Annotated in this window: 15 protein-coding genes; 4 read left to right on the top strand and 11 right to left on the bottom strand. The window is 39.8% G+C overall.

The features are described from left to right. Positions 1-118 precede the first annotated feature (118 nt). From ISP07_RS14840 to ISP07_RS14830, 3 genes are all read right to left on the bottom strand, one after another. Positions 119-1,714, bottom strand: coding sequence for an AbgT family transporter (locus ISP07_RS14840; RefSeq protein ID WP_135926342.1), 1,596 nt, complete (start codon positions 1,712-1,714; stop codon positions 119-121). Positions 1,715-1,791: 77 nt separating this feature from the next. Next, positions 1,792-2,091 carry a hypothetical protein gene (locus tag ISP07_RS14835; protein ID WP_054554529.1) on the bottom strand — a complete coding sequence of 100 codons (300 nt, stop codon included), beginning with the start codon at positions 2,089-2,091 and terminating at the stop codon, positions 1,792-1,794. 7 nt (positions 2,092-2,098) lie between these two features. Continuing rightward, positions 2,099-2,359: a DUF3081 domain-containing protein gene (locus ISP07_RS14830; RefSeq protein ID WP_054554528.1), complete on the bottom strand. Its 261-nt coding sequence runs from the start codon at positions 2,357-2,359 to the stop codon at positions 2,099-2,101. Positions 2,360-2,562: 203 nt separating this feature from the next. Here ISP07_RS14830 and ISP07_RS14825 point away from each other — a divergent pair, with 203 nt between their 5' ends. Both ISP07_RS14825 and ISP07_RS14820 read left to right on the top strand, forming a co-directional pair. Then, positions 2,563-3,429, top strand: coding sequence for a TlpA family protein disulfide reductase (locus ISP07_RS14825; protein ID WP_209328049.1), 867 nt, complete (start codon positions 2,563-2,565; stop codon positions 3,427-3,429). Between the two features lie 79 nt (positions 3,430-3,508). Continuing rightward, the gene (locus ISP07_RS14820) at positions 3,509-4,789 is read left to right on the top strand and encodes a flavohemoglobin expression-modulating QEGLA motif protein (protein WP_138599457.1); all 1,281 of its coding nucleotides are present in this window, start codon (positions 3,509-3,511) and stop codon (positions 4,787-4,789) included. Positions 4,790-4,872: 83 nt separating this feature from the next. On the opposite strand, the gene ISP07_RS14815 is transcribed toward ISP07_RS14820, so the two are convergent. The 6 genes from ISP07_RS14815 to ISP07_RS14790 form a co-directional block, all read right to left on the bottom strand. Then, on the bottom strand, positions 4,873-6,090 hold the full coding sequence (locus ISP07_RS14815; RefSeq protein ID WP_209328048.1) for a type III PLP-dependent enzyme: 1,218 nt from the start codon (positions 6,088-6,090) through the stop codon (positions 4,873-4,875). Between the two features lie 259 nt (positions 6,091-6,349). Next, positions 6,350-7,177, bottom strand: coding sequence for a hypothetical protein (locus tag ISP07_RS14810; protein ID WP_209328047.1), 828 nt, complete (start codon positions 7,175-7,177; stop codon positions 6,350-6,352). A 17-nt stretch (positions 7,178-7,194) separates the two neighbouring features. Then, positions 7,195-7,998: a DUF1338 domain-containing protein gene (locus tag ISP07_RS14805; protein WP_138616539.1), complete on the bottom strand. Its 804-nt coding sequence runs from the start codon at positions 7,996-7,998 to the stop codon at positions 7,195-7,197. 40 nt (positions 7,999-8,038) lie between these two features. After that, positions 8,039-9,511: a succinylglutamate-semialdehyde dehydrogenase gene (gene astD, locus ISP07_RS14800; protein ID WP_209328046.1), complete on the bottom strand. Its 1,473-nt coding sequence runs from the start codon at positions 9,509-9,511 to the stop codon at positions 8,039-8,041. 18 nt (positions 9,512-9,529) lie between these two features. Then, positions 9,530-10,564, bottom strand: a complete 1,035-nt coding sequence (gene astA / locus ISP07_RS14795) for an arginine N-succinyltransferase (protein ID WP_054554521.1) — start codon at positions 10,562-10,564, stop codon at positions 9,530-9,532. Between the two features lie 46 nt (positions 10,565-10,610). Continuing rightward, on the bottom strand, positions 10,611-11,816 hold the full coding sequence (locus ISP07_RS14790; RefSeq protein WP_209328045.1) for an aspartate aminotransferase family protein: 1,206 nt from the start codon (positions 11,814-11,816) through the stop codon (positions 10,611-10,613). A gap of 204 nt (positions 11,817-12,020) precedes the next feature. Here ISP07_RS14790 and ISP07_RS14785 point away from each other — a divergent pair, with 204 nt between their 5' ends. Further along, the gene (locus tag ISP07_RS14785; protein WP_054554593.1) at positions 12,021-12,449 is read left to right on the top strand and encodes an Lrp/AsnC family transcriptional regulator; all 429 of its coding nucleotides are present in this window, start codon (positions 12,021-12,023) and stop codon (positions 12,447-12,449) included. A 34-nt stretch (positions 12,450-12,483) separates the two neighbouring features. Here ISP07_RS14785 and ISP07_RS14780 read toward each other — a convergent pair whose 3' ends face one another. Beyond that, the gene (locus ISP07_RS14780) at positions 12,484-13,410 is read right to left on the bottom strand and encodes a hypothetical protein (protein ID WP_209328044.1); all 927 of its coding nucleotides are present in this window, start codon (positions 13,408-13,410) and stop codon (positions 12,484-12,486) included. 48 nt (positions 13,411-13,458) lie between these two features. After that, complete coding sequence (locus ISP07_RS14775; protein ID WP_209328043.1) at positions 13,459-15,372, bottom strand: putative bifunctional diguanylate cyclase/phosphodiesterase; 1,914 nt, start codon at positions 15,370-15,372, stop codon at positions 13,459-13,461. 938 nt (positions 15,373-16,310) lie between these two features. Between ISP07_RS14775 and ISP07_RS14770 the strand changes: the two genes are divergently transcribed. Beyond that, the gene (locus tag ISP07_RS14770) at positions 16,311-16,610 is read left to right on the top strand and encodes an isoamylase early set domain-containing protein (protein WP_054551968.1); all 300 of its coding nucleotides are present in this window, start codon (positions 16,311-16,313) and stop codon (positions 16,608-16,610) included. Positions 16,611-16,615: the final 5 nt, after the last annotated feature.

Raw genomic sequence — 16,615 nt, 5'->3', positions numbered from 1 at the left:
AAAAAATCCGATGACCTGTGATCATCGGATTTTGATCCTATTATGCCAAATGTCAATTGCTTAACTGATCGGCATTGAAGCTTCAAAGCTTGGCTTTTTTACACCTTTAAGAAGCGCTTTAAGGCTGATAGTAAATCGGTGATTCAGGGCCAACTGGGAAACCCAGAACAAATACCCATAAGTAGAATAACGCGACCCAACCAACAAAGAAGATCATGCTGTAAGGAAGCATGGTCGCAACCAATGTACCAATCCCCATGTCTTTCTTATACTTAGTTGCAACAGCCAGTATCAAGCCAAAGTAACTCATCATCGGGGTGATAAGGTTAGTAACCGAGTCACCAATTCGATACGCCGCTTGAATGGTTTCTGGCGCATAGCCTATTAGCATTAACATTGGCACGAAGATAGGTGCCGTTACAGCCCACTGTGCAGATGAAGAACCTAAGCTTAAGTTTACTAAGGCACACATTAAAATGAATAGCACAAATACTTCAGGGCCAGTTAGGTTTAATGCTTGTAAAAGAGCTGCACCGTTAATGGCTAAAATTGTGCCTAGGTTGGTCCATTTAAAGAAGGCAACGAACTGTGCTGCAAAGAAAACCAGCACAATGTACATACCCATCGAGCTCATACTTTTACTCATGGCATCGATGACATCTTTATCGTTTTTCATGGTGCCAACAACGCGGCCGTAAACAAAACCCGGAATACCGAAAGTCACAAAGATAAATACCACAATGCCTTTTAAAAATGGTGAATGTGCCACAAGGCCTGTTTCTGGATTACGTAAAATGCCGTCTTCAGGAACAATTGTCCAAGCAAGTAATAGTGATACCACTAACAGTGACACACCCGCCCATTTTAGGCCTGACTTTTCTTTATCGGTTAAACCGGCAATATCATTTTTAGGCAAATCGTTGCTTGCTTCATCAGGGTTGTACTTACCAAGACGTGGCTCAACGATTTTCTCGGTAACGAATGTGCCTAAAATGGCAATTAAAAATACCGAAATCATCATGAAATACCAGTTTGCTTCAGCACCAACTTGGTAATTTGGATCAATCATTTGTGCTGCTGGCGTAGTGATACCAGCAAGTAGCGGGTCAATGGTGCCGAGCAATAAATTGGCACTGTAACCACCAGAAACCCCAGCAAATGCCGCAGCGAGACCGGCAAGCGGATGACGACCAAGGCTGTGGAATATCATGGCTGCTAATGGAATAAGTACGACGTAACCAAGCTCAGACGCCGTATTTGATAAAATCGCAGCAAACACCACCATAAAAGTAACTAAACGCTTAGATGCGCCCATTACCATGCCGCGCATAGCAGCAGAGAGTAAACCAGAGTGCTCTGCAACACTTACTCCTAATAAAGCGACTAATACCGTACCAAGTGGTGCAAAGCTGGTGAAGTTTGTAACAAGGCCAGTAACGATACGCTGCAGGCCTTCGGCACTGAGTAGGCTGACAACTTCAATAACACCATCAGGGTCACGACCCGCAGCGCCTTCAGGGCGTGGGTCGATAGCGCTTAAACCATACCAATCGGCAATGCCGCTAAAAACGATAATAGCAACGCAGAACATTGCAAATAGAGTGATTGGGTGGGGGAGCATATTACCCAAAAATTCAACGGTGGCTAAAAATCGGTTAAACAACCCATTATTGCCACCTTCATGGGTGTTGTGAGAGTTTATAGTTTTTGACATGTCCAGTTCTCGTTATTTCAAATTGGCGCTAACCTAGCATTTTTTACCGGACAGATCATGTTTTAGCGGTGGGAGAACTAATAGGTACGTTCCAAAATGCCCTTGTACAGCAAGGGATAGCGGCGCAAACGTTTGCCAATGTAATCATCGGCTAGAATTTGCGCACAGATTTGCTCTACATCGTTACTAGCTTCAAATACCCAATCAAAACGCTCAATAGCAAGCAAAAAGCCACGCTTGAGGAACTGTTGTTCACGATAGTAACTAAGGTTTTCGCGAATGATATCTAACTTATCTGGGTTAGATTTTAGCTCATTAATAACTTGGTTAATAAACGCTTGCTGTTGCTTTGACTCAGCTTTTACCCGTCGTTTCATTACTTCTTTACAGTTCCTGTTCTGCGATATAAAGCACTTTCTTTAAAAAGTCCTCTTTGTTCTTTTCATGTTGATAGTCAAGGTGATAAGTATTGTGAAAACCAAAGCGCAGTAACACGCCACTGCCTTTTAGATAGACCGTATAACCATCGATATCCGAAAAAGCGCAAATACCCTCATAAAGCTTTCCATCTTCATGGTCTTCACCGTGTTGAATGATTTTTTCATACACTGAGAGGATCAATTTACCGTCTAGCTCATTTTTCATAATGACTCCTTTTTTTGTGCAATACGTTTCAAACCTATAAAAAGTTTAGTGTTATTTTATGTAGGTATTAATTGTGTTGTTGTATTTTTAAAGCCTTACTTTGTGATAAATCAGTAAAATCATATTGAGTAAGAAGATGTCGAAAATTTACAATATTTTCTCTTACCCTAAACTTAAGATAGATTTTATTTGAGGGACGCACAATGAAATATAAGTTTATACCCCTGATACTACTAGTAAGCTTGTTGCTTGTAAGCCAAAGCACATCGGCGAATACAGCACCATTGGTGTTAAAAAATGAAGCAGGAAAAATAGTCAAGCTTGACAGTTACTTAGGCAAAAAACCAGTTTACTTAAAGTTTTGGGCGACTTGGTGCAAGCCATGTATGGAGCAAATGCCACATTTTCAGCATGCTTATGAGCAGTATGGCGATAAAATTCAATTTGTGGCTATTAATATTGACCTCAATGATGATACACACGCTGTTGCTAAGGTTAAAGAACGTTTCTCACTCACTATGCCACTATTTACTGATCACACAGCCCAGGTTGCTAAACATTATGAATTTATGGGCACCCCGTTTCATGTGTTGATCGATAGTGATAAAAAGGTTATTTTTCAAGGCCACGAAGCTGATAAACCGCTTGATAACACATTACGTTTATTATCACACAATGGCAAAGTTGATAAAGCGCGCTTACTCAGTGAAAAGCAAGGCCAAGCCACTCCTTTGCTTATTCCGAAACAAGGCAAAAAAGCCGTGCTATTCACTGCAACGTGGTGCGACTGGTATTTAGCCGACACGCGTCCTGCAATGGCAAAACAGTGTGAATTAGCACAGCAATATGTTAATCAGTTGGCAGAGCAAGGAGTTGATGTCGAGGTTAAAGTTAGTCAACTGTGGACCGATCAAAGTGCTGTACAAGAATATGTTGATAAATTCTCTGCAACCATGCCGGTTTCTATCGATTATGGTAATGATTTATTTATCGAAAATGGCATTAATTCAGTTCCCAGTTTACTAATCTACAACGATGGAAAATTAGTTTCTAAGCAAGCTAAATTTTAGCTCAAAACCGCTTAATTTTGCTTTGTAATTATGCAAATTTAGCCTATGCTCTAGGCTCATTTTACAGTGAGCCTAGAGCATGATAGATAAGGCATTATTAGCTAAAACACGCGAGTTATCTGACCGATTAATCGCATTGCAAACACCCATTCGTATTCTTGATGCGATCAACTGGGATAAACAAATCAAAGAAGAGTTTTTTAAGCATAAATGCCAGAAAAACCCAACGGTTGATCAAGCCTATTACCAACAACGTGATCTTGGTTTTGTACCAAGCGAGTTGCGCCGCGCGTTTTCTGATTTAAATCGCGATATCATCAGCCAGTTAGGGCAGCTAAATCCTATTGCCCAATACATGAGCAAGATGTGCACTGAATATAAAACAGTACTTAGTATGATTGAATATCGTGGTACTCCTGAATTTCATGATTTGTCTGTAGAGTTGTTTGGTCATCCAAAAGATTTATTCCATGCTGGAGAGCCTTCACTTTCTGAACTTGCAACCATGCTTGAGCAGCCGCTAAAAAGCATGCTTGATGCGGATATTTTACCGGATGATCCAAAGAACATTGATGCAGAAGATGCAGTAAAAATTTTAGCATCACAAGTAGCTCAAACGATGCCAGGCATTGATGTTGAGGTTATTCTGAGTGATGGTATTGTGAGTGATGCTGCGGCAGGTGCAAATAATATTAAACTTAATCAAGATGTTAAGTTTTCTCAGCGTGAGCTAGATATTCTTGAGGTGCATGAAGGCTGGATCCATGTCGGGACCACGCAAAATGGTCTTGCTCAGCCTTATTTAACCTGTTTAAGTAAAGGCACACCGAGCTCTACAGTGACCCAAGAAGGCCTTGCGGTATTGACCGAAATTATTACCTTAAAGTCCACGCCACGACGTTTAGCGAAATTAGTGAACCGTATTCAAGGTATTACTAAGGTTATTGATGGCGCGGAGTTTGTTGATATTTATCGTGACTATATAGCGCAAGGGTTGAGTAAAGACGAAAGCTATACACTTACTCAACGCGTGTTTAGAGGCAGCACAGCAACAGGCTTACCTTTTACCAAAGATATCGCCTACATCAAAGGTTTCGTGTTGGTGTATAACCTTATTCGGGTTGCCATTCAATTAGGCCGAATTGATCAACTGCACTTGTTATTAGTCGGTAAAATCTCAATTGATGATTTCAGGCTGATATCGCAATTACATGATTTAGGTGTGATTGAAGACCCTAAATTTATACCACCACACTTTAAAGACTTACGAGGCCTAGCAACGTGGCTAAGCTTTGGCCGTTTTATTGGTAACTTGTCGTTTGAACAATTAGAAAACGACTACAAACCACTGTTTCTTTAAGCAAAAAAAATGCAGCTGGAATGAGCAGCTGCATTTTAAGAGTTAAAGCATGTTGCCTTACATGCTTTTAGTCGAGGAAACGATTAACCGGTGAGTGCGTCAACCTGCACTATATCATTCAGTACGATAACTTCTGCACGTTTGAAGAAGTTAAAATCTGTTGCAGTTGCTAATGTGTAAGCACCCATCATAAGGCTGATGATTAAATCGCCATTGTTTAATTTTGGTAGCATGATTGATTCACTTACTACGTCGATGCTATCGCAAGTCGGGCCTGCTAACACGGACTCAACACGTTCGTTTGATTGTTTGAACGAGTCGATAGGGTATGAGGCTTCATCAAACAATAAACCACTGAATGATCCGTAAATACCATCATCTAAATAGTACCAAGGCTTACCATCACGCACTGCTTGACCCATGACCGATGCAACACTGGTAACCGCACTGGCTACAATAAAGCGACCTGGTTCAGCAATTACGCGAACTGTCTCTGGTAACTGTGCTAAGGCATCATTAATAGGCGCACAAAATTCCTCAATTGGCAGCACGTCTTTGTGGTAAGGCACAGGGAAGCCTCCGCCAATATCAAGCGTACTAAGCGCAGGTAATCCTAATGCGGCTACGTCGTTAATCACTTGATTACATGCAGCAATGGCAGTGACATATTTAGCTGGGCTTGCTGTTTGCGAGCCAACATGGAACGACAACCCTTTAATACGAATACCTAATTGTTGCGCGTAGCTAATGATTTCAATAGCCATTGCTGGGCTGCAACCAAATTTTTTCGATAAATCAGCGAATGCTTCCGCATTACGAAAACTTAAGCGAACAAGTAACTCAACCTGGTCTTTGTATGCAATGAACTTTTCTAGTTCGTTGATGTTATCTACCACAAACACATTGCAACCGTATTCAAGTGCATCACGGATATCACGATCACGTTTGATTGGGTGCGTGTGAATAGTACGGTCACTTGGTACGCCTTGGCTGGCGACTAAGTCAACTTCACCGCTGGTTGCTAAATCAAAGCTGGCGCCTTCTTCTAAAAGCGTACGAACAACCGCAGGATGAGGAAGTGGCTTTAATGCAAAGTGTAAAACAACACCAGGCAAAGCACGGCTTAATGCACGGTATTGATGACGAACTGACTCACAATCAAGCACCATTAATGGCGCGCCATGTTGCTCAACGAGCTGCTCAATAAATTGGTTTGAAGGTTGTGCTACTGGTTCGTTTGCAGCAACCGATGCTGCAGGTACTTTGATTGTTAAGTCTTGTGTAAGTGTTGAAATAGCCATTTTACTCTCCGGCAATTAAGCAACTGCTCGGAAAAAATGGAAGTCCGAGTCAGTTGAGTGTTATTAAGCGCACAGTTTGTTCTGTGCAATCAAATACACTCTTGGATAGTTGCTCTATCGCCTTGCTACAAACAGGGTTTGTAATGTACTCGGATTGGCTATCATCAAGAAGCGGCGAGATAATAGATCTGCGTTTTTATTTGCGCAAGTGTTTTTTGATAATATTTTGAGTTATTTTTATGCAAAAGTTAGAGGCTTCTTAGTCGTTTTGAAAGAGTATTCCATATTCGTTTGTGTAAATTTTAAGCATTGCTTCTGCGTCGCTAGGATCGTTCATTTGCTGGTGGAGTTCTTTGATATAAGCAGCCATTTCTACCTTTTGCATATAATCATTTATAAGCGACATAGCTCGATAACCTTCTGTGTTTTTACTACATGTAAAAAAGCCATTTATAAATTCTGGGTATTCAGCAATACGTCTTGATGTGAGTTGGTTTAATTCATGAGCTGGAATGTGTACATCAAGTGTTTGTTTGTATGCAACGATGTAATCAATACGTTTGCTGAAAAGTAGGCGGCTTAATTGCAAAAAAGCATTTTCACCGTAAATCGTTGCGACATTGAATTTTTTATCAGCGAAAATGCTATCAAGTTCGCGGTAACTAGTTGAGCCAACAATCCCAAAGCTAGCTTTGCTTTTTAGTAGCTCTGTAACAGAAACAGGCTCCGAACCTGACTTTAAGGTACTTTTAAGGGCGTATAAACGACGCTGTACATGCATGTACGTGGGTATCGTCGAAAATATCATAGCTTTCGATCGATTTTGGTTTTTGATGGCATTGTAAGTGCAACTAGCTTCGTTACCAGATAAGCGTTTTAATAACCGAGCATGATTTGTTATTTCGACATCTATATCGAATTCATCTGCAAGGGCTGGTTTGATTACAGCATTTAGGTGACGGTTGACACTATTTTTGTCAAATTCATTAGCAAAATATGCATGAGACAGAATTGTTAGCTTAGGCTTTTCAGTTGCCGTAGCAGTGTTTAGAGTAAATAAAATTACGATAAACCCAATTAGCCTCATACATAAACTCTTTTTAGTTATCGAGCATTGGTGCTCTCAAAAATTTTGTCAGCTGATGCTGCAACAAAGCCAGTGTATAGCTCACCATCTGGTTTTGCGTAGCGCAAAGCAAACTCATAAAAACAACTTGGTACGGCAACAACACCATCGCTAAATTCAACTTCGCTGTCATCAGCAAGGGTTGAAGATTGCTCGAGTAATACCTCTGGTGAACCTTTGATTTCGCCGCCAGATGTATTTAGCGCAAAACCCGCATCTTTAAGTGCTTGGTTTACACTTTCGATATCATCGAATTTAGCCAACTCATTGATGCTCACTGTAAAGTGATTAGCACGGTAACCCCATGCTGACATCCATGCTGCATATTCACTTTCTGCGAGCAGTTTTTTGTAAGTGTCTGAACTTACTTGCCAGTGCGTACCAGAATACAGGAAATTATCGGCTGTAACAGCGTTTTCGTCAATCTGTGCAACCATGTCGTTGACAATCGTTTGCAGCTCTTCTGAACATTGCTCAACAAGTAATTCAGAAATGAAAACTTTAGGTTGCTTAGGATCTGAGTGTTCGAAGTGCTTTGCGTATAGTTTTTTCGCTTCGAAGTGGTACTCGCCGCATTCTTTGTAGCCAACTGCTAAAAAGTGCGCAGCTAGTTTTTCTAAACCGATTTTTTCATGGTTAAAAGTACGTAAAGCAATGTGATCGTTAATCACGTCATCTTTTTGTGTTGAGCCAAGTAGCTCATGTACTTTTACCGCCGATGGCGTAACTGATAAATAGTTGTCCCATAGGTTTTCAAATAGGGCGTTTACATCTGTGTGCATGTTTAATTCCTTCAATTAAGGCGGCGAGGCCGCCAAACAATTATTCAATAATTAAGCCCGGCGCAAGGGTCTGTGGTAAGTTAACTTTTTCGGCTTCAACAGAAGCAACAGGGTATGCACAGTAGTCAGCAGCGTAATAAGCGCTCGCTCTGTGGTTACCACTGGCACCAATACCACCAAATGGTGCAGCGCTTGATGCGCCTGTAATTGGTCGGTTCCAGTTAACGATACCGGCACGAATACGTTTTAAGAAATGCTGGTAGTCATCACTATCATCACTTAATAAACCAGCAGATAAACCAAAAGAGGTGTTATTTGCTTCATTAATCGCACTATCGAAATCTGTATAACGGTAAACCTTGATAAGAGGACCAAAGTGCTCTTCATCAGGCATGTCTTTAACAGCGGTTACATCAATAATACCTGGGCTTACAAAACCTGTACCCGGCTCAAGATGCTTAAGTTCAACAAGAGAGGTTGCTCCCATATCAAGTAACTGCTGCTGAGCTGCAACCATACCTAGTGCTGCATTTTCGCTGATCATTGCCCCCATAAATGGTTGATCTTCGCTGAAGCTGTCGGCTACTTTGATGTTTTTTGTTGCAGCAATTAATTTTTCTAAAATTGCATCACCATTTGCCGAGTTCTCGATGAATAAACGACGAGAACAGGTACAACGTTGGCCAGAAGTAATGAAACCAGACTGAATAATGTCGTGAACAGCCGCACTTACATCTGCGACATCTTTTACGATCAGTGGATTATTACCACCCATTTCCAGCGCTAAGATTTTACCTGGATGACCTGCAAATTGCTTATGTAATAGGTGACCTGTATTTGAGCTACCCGTAAAGAATAAGCCATCAATATCTTGATGAGAGGCCAAAGCAATACCTGTGTCTACTTCACCTTGTACAAGGTTAATGACACCGGCTGGTAAGCCTGCTTTTAGCCAAAGCTTTAAAGTGAACTCAGCAACATGAGGCGTAAGTTCTGATGGCTTAAATACAACAGTATTACCCGCTAAAATAGCTGGCACAATATGGCCATTTGGTAAGTGACCCGGGAAGTTATAAGGGCCAAACACTGCAACAACACCATGTGGCTTATGACGAATAAACGCTTTTGCGCCCGGCATTGGGTTTTCTGTGGTCCCAGTACGTTCGTGATAGGCTTTAATTGAAATGGCGATTTTACCCGTCATTGCACCTACTTCAGTACGTGTTTCCCAAAGCGGTTTACCTGTTTCACGGGCGATAATCGTTGCAAACTCTTCGCTATGCTCTTTAAGCTCTGCTGCAAAGTTTTCAAGAATAACGATACGCTCTTCAAGAGTCATATCAGCCCAGCCTAGCTGCGCACTACGAGCTGCTTTAATTGCATCGGCGACTTGATCAGCCGTGGCTGTTTTTCCTTGCCAAACAACCTCGCCATTACTTGGGTTGATTGAACTAAAATCATGACCAAGGCCTGCTTGCCATTGGTTAGCAATAAGTTGAGTTGTTACACTCATTTTAAACTCCTTAAGCGGTTACAAACGGAAAAACCGTGCTGCATCCCCTTGTTTTAATTTAAGTGCATCTGCCACTTCTTGGCTGACGATTAATGTGTGCTTAGCGTGGTTATAATGAGCATGCTTGGTGAATGTGGCTCTAAAATCATTCACGCCTTGGTTGCAAATCGCTAATGTATCTGAGCTTTGCTCATTGATATGCGCAAGCTCACCAATGCTGATAGGGCAAACTTGTGACTCACGGACACTGCGAATATTGCCAAGCTTTGCTTCTACCGTTGGCCCTGCATCGAATAAGTCAACATAACCACGGTGCTCAAACCCTTCTTTTTCCAAAAGTTTAAGCGCAGGCTTGGTTTTTTCATGAACCTTACCAATCACAGCTTGTGCTTTTTTGCTCAGTAAGTTGGCATAAATAGGGTACTTCGGCATTAACTCGCTGATGAAGACTTTATCGCCTAAACCAACTAAATGGTCAGCCTGTGGGAACTCAATGCTAAAAAAGTGTTCTTGTAACCACTGCCAAAAAGGTGAATGGCCATCTTCATCACTTACACCACGCATTTCTGCGATGATGGTGTCAGCAAAGCGTTCACTGTGCTGAGCCATAAATAGAAAACGTGATCGTGATAAAAAGCGACCTGTTAAGCCTTTGCGGTTTTGCTCCCGTAAGAACAAGGTACAAATTTCAGAGCAACCTGTGTAGTCATTACACATACTCAGAATATCAACCGTGTTATATACGTTGAGAGTAGGTGAATGGTGAACTGTTTTACCTTGGTGGTAATGGTATAAAGGAACTGACATACCCACGGCAGCTTCAATAGCGGTTGTGCCAATTACGTCACCTGTTTTACTGTCTTCTAAAACAAATAAGTAGGTTTCGTCTTGTGGTTTATTAATGTCTTTTGCAAAACTGCGTTCAGCGCGTTCAATTTTTTCTTGTAGTAAATTGTCATCAACTGGTAACGAGGTAAAACCATGACCAGATTCAACAGCAATTTGTTTTAATGCAGCAAAATCATTTGCTGTTATAGGACGTAATACTTGCATTAAGTGCACTCCAATGGCGCATGCTTTGAGCATGCGCCAACTAGGATTAACCGTTTACAACGTCTGCAACCGCTTTTTCAAAGCGAGCTAACCCTTCTTTGATATCCTCTAGAGGAATAACTAAAGATGGCGTAAAGCGCACAACGTTTGTACCAGCAACAAGGCTCATTAAACCGTGCTTAGTGCTTGCTACAAGGAAGTCACGTGCACGGCCTTCAAATTTGCTATTAAGAACTGCACCTAATAATAGACCTTTACCACGTACTTCACTAAATACGTCGTATTTTTCGTTGATTGCAGCAAAGCCATCGCGTAACAGCTGTTCGCGCTCTTTAACACCGGCTAGTACTTCTGCTGTGTTAACAGTATCAAAAGCAGCTTCAGCTACCGCACATGCAAGTGGGTTACCGCCGTAAGTAGAACCATGTGTACCTACTTTTAAATGCTCTGCAATGCTTGCTGTTGTGATCATCGCACCAATTGGGAAACCACCGCCTAACGCTTTTGCTGTTGTTAGGATATCTGGTGTTACATCTAAGCCTTGGTATGCGTATAAATCACCTGTACGGCCAACACCTGTTTGTACTTCATCAAAAATAAGTAAAGCATTGTGTTTATCACATAACGCGCGAACACCTTTAATAAAATCGCTCGTTGGCGAAATGATACCGCCTTCACCTTGTAGTGGTTCCATCATTACGGCACAGGTGTTATCACTGATAAGTGCTTCGAAAGCAGCTAAATCATTGTAGTCACAGTGATCAACTGCAGCAGGCTTAGGACCAAAACCGTCTGAATAAGCCGCTTGACCACCAACAGTAACAGTGAAGAATGTACGACCATGGAAACCTTTGTTGAATGCGATGATTTGGTTCTTTTGCTCGCCGTGTACATCCAATGCCCAGCGACGCGCTAATTTTAATGCCGCTTCGTTCGCTTCTGCACCTGAGTTTGCAAAATACACTTTGTCTGCAAATGTCGCATCAGTTAACTTTTTAGCTAGGCGAAGTGCAGGTTCGTTTGTCATTACGTTTGATAAGTGCCAAATTTTTTCGCCTTGCTCTTTTAGGGCATTGACAAGAGCTGGGTGACAATGGCCTAAACAATTAACGGCAATACCACCTGCAAAATCGATAAATTCTTTCCCGTTTTGATCCCAAACACGTGAGCCTTCACCGCGAACAGGAATCACCTCTGATGGGTTGTAGTTTGGTACCATTACGTCGTTAAAAAGTTCTCTTGTTACTTGCATTTATTACACCTAAATCTGGCTTAGTATGAAAAAAGTTAAATTGCAAAAAATAGGTCAGTTAAGCCGTTCCTGCCTAATTAAGCACGATGAGATTATTTTTCTTATCTATTTTTCTTATTATCTGGGTTAGGGACTTAAATTTGCAGTGCTATTTTGTGAAAAATGACTAAAATAAAAAGCAAATTAACGAAAAGAGTAGTCAAAGTGATAACTTCACAAGATGAAAAACTATTAGCTATCTTAAGAACCAATGCGCGTGCGAGTATTTCAGACCTAGCGAGGGCGCTTAACTTATCGCGCTCAACAGTTCAAAGCCGAATGTTAAAATTAGAAGAAACAGGGGTGATCAAAGGCTACAGCGTAGACTATGGAGATGCTTATTTGAGCCAAATGGTATCAGCCCATGTTTCGATTAAAGTGAAACAAAAATTGACCACTAAAACGAACCTTGAACTAAAGCAGATTGATGCTATTTCACAGCTCTATGCAATTAGCGGTGAATTTGATTTGATCGCCGTTGTGCAAGCTCAAAACCTTGAAAAGTTAAGCCACTTGTTAGATGACATTGGTAACTTAGATGGTGTTGAGCGAACAACGTCGTCGGTGATTTTAGAAACGAAGTTTAAGCGTTAACCTTAACCTTTGATTTAGTTTTTGCCTATAGAACTTAATTTGTATCAGCTTGAGGCGCTTTGCGGATGACCTTCTTTTCGACTTCATCAAGCTTTATAACATAGGCATTACCACCAATGCCTTTAAACTCTTCGTCTGTAAAAACAATCGTGTTGTCATCGTAAAAAGTGATTGCTTCTTTTTGCGTAACAATGCCTAAGTCAATACGTGATACATCCCCAGAAAAAAACTTATCACCATGATAGTTTTCAAATAACCAAATACTGGTGGAATCAAGTAGAACCAACTTAGTTCTATCTGGGCTAAGCGCCGCGGAAGTGATCCAACAAAGCTTTTCCATGGTGGTGCAAGTTTTGAACGAATCAATTAACTGTGCATCAAAATTAGCTGCATGATCGCCAACTTTGTAAACTTTAGTAATGCCATCAAATGGCTCAGTACGATTTTTGGTAAATAGATACAAATGTCGCCCTAAGGCTACAAAGGCTTCTAAGTCAAAATTTCGCTGATCAGGTTGGATGGGGCGGCCATCCATTTCGGGGTATGTAAACTTGATAATCTCTGCTTCAGTGGTTTCGCCTTTAATATCGATTGGATTTTCGATTTTATAAATGGTTAACCATTTTCGGTCGTTTTTGTTATTGCCAAAATCACCCAAAAAGAAATGACCAAATTTATTTTGCGTCATATCTTCCCAATCAATGTTTTTAGCATTGGTTACCAAGATTTCTTTTGCAATAGACCCATCTTGATTAAGGCGGTACAACTTGGGTTGATCGCCACTGTCGTTTATGGCCCAAAGTCGATTAAATTTATCAAATTCAATCCCTGAGATTTCTTTAACTTTGGGGTCTACAGACAATCTTTTCTTACTATAGAGAGTGTAAATAGATGAACCAATGAGTAGGCTAGTGATCGCGAAGGAAACTAAAAAAATGGTTAATAGGCTTTTTTTTAACATCAACTGGATAAAAGTACAGATTAATAGCTGGGATTATAGCGGTTTATGCTATTTTTGTATATTCCAAACACCACGGCCGGTGGCTGATATAAAGTTTAAGTTATCTTGCAAAACTTTGTGCCCTACATTTAAAGATGACTCTGGGTGACTTATCAAATAACCTTGAATACTGTTGATACCCATAGATTTTACCAATTCAAATTGTTTTACATCTTCAACACCTTCAGCCACGACTTTTAAACCGAGCTTAGCACCTAGCTCGCTCACAGAATGCATTATTTTATGGTATTTAGCGTTATCTTTAGCTTGCGATACGAATAGACGATCTAATTTAATAACATCAATTGGAAGATCTGCAAGCGTACTTAACGAGCTAAAGCCAGTCCCAAAGTCATCAATTGCGATAGTAATACCTTCTGCACGCAATTGTTCAAGTGTTTGAATAATCTTATTGCTTGCTTCAATAAAAGTAGATTCAGTGATTTCAAGCATTAATGCGTGGGCAGGGAGGCCTGTTTTTGATAGTTTATCCATAACCCAATCATAGATATTGCAATGCTTTAACTGTACTCCTGAGATATTTACAGATATTTTAACTTTTCTCATACCTGCGTTGTACCATGCCGACATTTGCCTACATGATTCGAGCATTATCCAGTCTCCAAGTTCTAGAATAATATTCGACTCTTCTGCGATCGGAATAAACTCCTCGGGAGAAATAAGTCCTTCTTTTGGGTGCTCCCACCTAACAAGCGCTTCAAAATAGTCAATGGCGCAGTCATCAACATCAACAATAGGTTGAAACGATAAATGAAAATTTTCGCTTGCAATTGCAAGACGCATTTCGTCAAGTAAATAATGATATCGCCTAATTTTCTTGCCCATATCAGGTGAATAGACTTTAAAAATGCCTCGACCATCGGTTTTTGCTCTATACATAGCAACATCAGCCATCTGTAACAGTGATTGTGGTGTGGCTGCACTATCTGGGTAAACCGCAATGCCTATACTTGCACTAATTTTTATTAGTTTATTACCTAAAGCGAAGTCACGTTCTATTTCGTGTAAAACATTTTGCGCTACATCTAAGGCTCTATTTTTACATTCTTTAAGGTCAATAAATATCGAAAATTCATCACCGCCTAGTCGGGCTAAGTTTTGATCTAGTTGGCTCGTCGGAGATAAGTTAGATAACTTATGGTGTCGCATTATGCTACTTAAGCGTGATGCGACTTGCATTAGAATTTCATCCCCAAAACTATGACCAAAAGAATCATTTACTTGTTTAAAACCATCTAAGTCGATAAAAAGTAATGCGCAACGATATTTTTGTCGCTCTGCGATTCTAAGTTGTTTGGCTAAATGCTCTATGTATGCGTGGCGGTCAAGCAGGTGAGTGAGCTTATCTTGAAATATACTTATTTCAGACTCTTTAGTGTAGTTAGTGATATGCGTGCGAAGAGCGTCATAGTTGACGCGGAGTTGCTCAATATGCGGTTGTTTAGCTGTAGAGCTGGTAGCTAAGTTTAGACTTTTAAGTAAATCAGATGCTTGAGTATTAAGCAATTTGAGAGTGTAACTCTCATTTCGAGTTTGTACTTTTATATTTACTATCCAGCTTACTGCCATTATCAATAATAATAGTATAATTATATTTATTGGAGCTAACAGTGTAGATAATATTATATCTGATGAAAGTGCCGCGACTGTCAGCCCTTGCTCAGAATTTATTACTATATAGGTTTCATTCTCTTTTCTTATTATGTTTTGCCCACTTAATAAAATATTATACCAAGCCGTTTTTGTTATCTGCGATTCTACACCAGTTAAATAGTACAGCTCTATTCCGCTATCAATATAATTTAAATCATTAACTTTTTTTGTTAATAAGATACTCATCCCATAAGCGAAAGCAATTATAGTAATAATAATCGTGAATGAAGTTCGTATTGCATTTGTCATCTAGAGTACCATTTTGGTGCATTTTTATAAGTTGTGCTCACCTTTATAATGTCAGTAATTATATTGTTACAGATAAGTTAGCAAAAGCGTTTTATTGATAATGGTGTTTAGATTGGTACAAAATGTGAAAATTCACATCATTTAGAGTATAAGCTCTATTTTTGGGGTGGTAGTGAGCCAATATTATTCGCTTAGCGTTTACGATGTAAAATAAATTTACTTCACTGGAAAACGTCCGGTTTTAATTTTTAAAAGGTTTTTATTTTTATTTTAAAGCTGGGCCTGATGTTGGTTTAATAACTAGTTTTCAATTTTAAATTTACGATTTTGTACTTATTGTTTTTTTCTTTCTGCTTGGGTAGTTTTTAAATAAGTTAATTGGGTAGTAAAAATTAACGGTTGGTTTTGCTTTGTTTTGTAGGTTTTTTCTGGAAGGAATAACGATTTATATATGTCTCATATAGATTTATATAATTTACCTTACAGAAACAATGTAATTTATTTTTGTAAATTATATGGTTATATTTTTTACGAAATGAAATAGTGTCTTTTTAGTGTTTTTGCTCTAATTGTTCACTTCAATTTAATTCACTTTACCCAACCCAATTTGTTATCTACTTTTTATAAGTCATTACGAGAGTAGATAAAACATACTGAAATTAAAGTGTATTTTATCATCAACTTGGTTCAGTTATTGCTCGTAATAATACAGCAATATGATTGTTGTAATTTTTGTTTAATTTACGCACTGTCTTGGTGCGAAAAATAAACAGTTGCACTGTCATAATGCGTAAATATAGGTTTGATTTACTTAATGAACTTGATGATTTGGTAATCAAGTTTATGAAACCTGGAACGCACAGCCTCCGCTTATAGAGTCGTTGAATGCGGTACTGTGGCAAGGATTAATTTACCAATTGGTTGAATTGGAGCCCACTATGCTAAGCAAACGTTTTTTTAAAACTAAAGACGAAACCGAAGTTACTTTTGAATTTAAGCATCCTGATGCTGAAGATGTGCAATTAGTTGCGGAGTTTACAGATTGGCAGCCTGTGCCAATGAAGTTCAATAAAAAAGAGCAAGTTTTCAAATGCAAGCAGCGTTTACCACTTGATCAAGAGTTTCACTTCCGTTATCTAATCAATGGCGAGACATGGGACAACGACCACCAAGCTGATGGTTATATTCCTAACGGTTTTGGTACTGATAACAGCATTGTTAATACCCAGCGCGCTTAGGTGTT

The sequence above is a fragment of the Pseudoalteromonas sp. PA2MD11 genome, from assembly GCF_017808125.1.
In the GTDB taxonomy this organism is placed as follows: domain Bacteria; phylum Pseudomonadota; class Gammaproteobacteria; order Enterobacterales; family Alteromonadaceae; genus Pseudoalteromonas; species Pseudoalteromonas simplex.
This window is presented reverse-complemented; position numbering and strand designations above follow the sequence as displayed.

Coding starts and splice junctions, on each gene's coding strand:
- ISP07_RS14840 (WP_135926342.1), bottom strand. CDS start 1,714: ATGTCAAAAACTATAAACTCTCACAACACCCATGAAGGTGGCAATAAT.
- ISP07_RS14835 (WP_054554529.1), bottom strand. CDS start 2,091: ATGAAACGACGGGTAAAAGCTGAGTCAAAGCAACAGCAAGCGTTTATT.
- ISP07_RS14830 (WP_054554528.1), bottom strand. CDS start 2,359: ATGAAAAATGAGCTAGACGGTAAATTGATCCTCTCAGTGTATGAAAAA.
- ISP07_RS14825 (WP_209328049.1), top strand. CDS start 2,563: ATGAAATATAAGTTTATACCCCTGATACTACTAGTAAGCTTGTTGCTT.
- ISP07_RS14820 (WP_138599457.1), top strand. CDS start 3,509: ATGATAGATAAGGCATTATTAGCTAAAACACGCGAGTTATCTGACCGA.
- ISP07_RS14815 (WP_209328048.1), bottom strand. CDS start 6,090: ATGGCTATTTCAACACTTACACAAGACTTAACAATCAAAGTACCTGCA.
- ISP07_RS14810 (WP_209328047.1), bottom strand. CDS start 7,177: ATGAGGCTAATTGGGTTTATCGTAATTTTATTTACTCTAAACACTGCT.
- ISP07_RS14805 (WP_138616539.1), bottom strand. CDS start 7,998: ATGCACACAGATGTAAACGCCCTATTTGAAAACCTATGGGACAACTAT.
- astD (WP_209328046.1), bottom strand. CDS start 9,511: ATGAGTGTAACAACTCAACTTATTGCTAACCAATGGCAAGCAGGCCTT.
- astA (WP_054554521.1), bottom strand. CDS start 10,564: ATGCAAGTATTACGTCCTATAACAGCAAATGATTTTGCTGCATTAAAA.
- ISP07_RS14790 (WP_209328045.1), bottom strand. CDS start 11,816: ATGCAAGTAACAAGAGAACTTTTTAACGACGTAATGGTACCAAACTAC.
- ISP07_RS14780 (WP_209328044.1), bottom strand. CDS start 13,410: ATGTTAAAAAAAAGCCTATTAACCATTTTTTTAGTTTCCTTCGCGATC.
- ISP07_RS14775 (WP_209328043.1), bottom strand. CDS start 15,372: ATGACAAATGCAATACGAACTTCATTCACGATTATTATTACTATAATT.
- ISP07_RS14770 (WP_054551968.1), top strand. CDS start 16,311: ATGCTAAGCAAACGTTTTTTTAAAACTAAAGACGAAACCGAAGTTACT.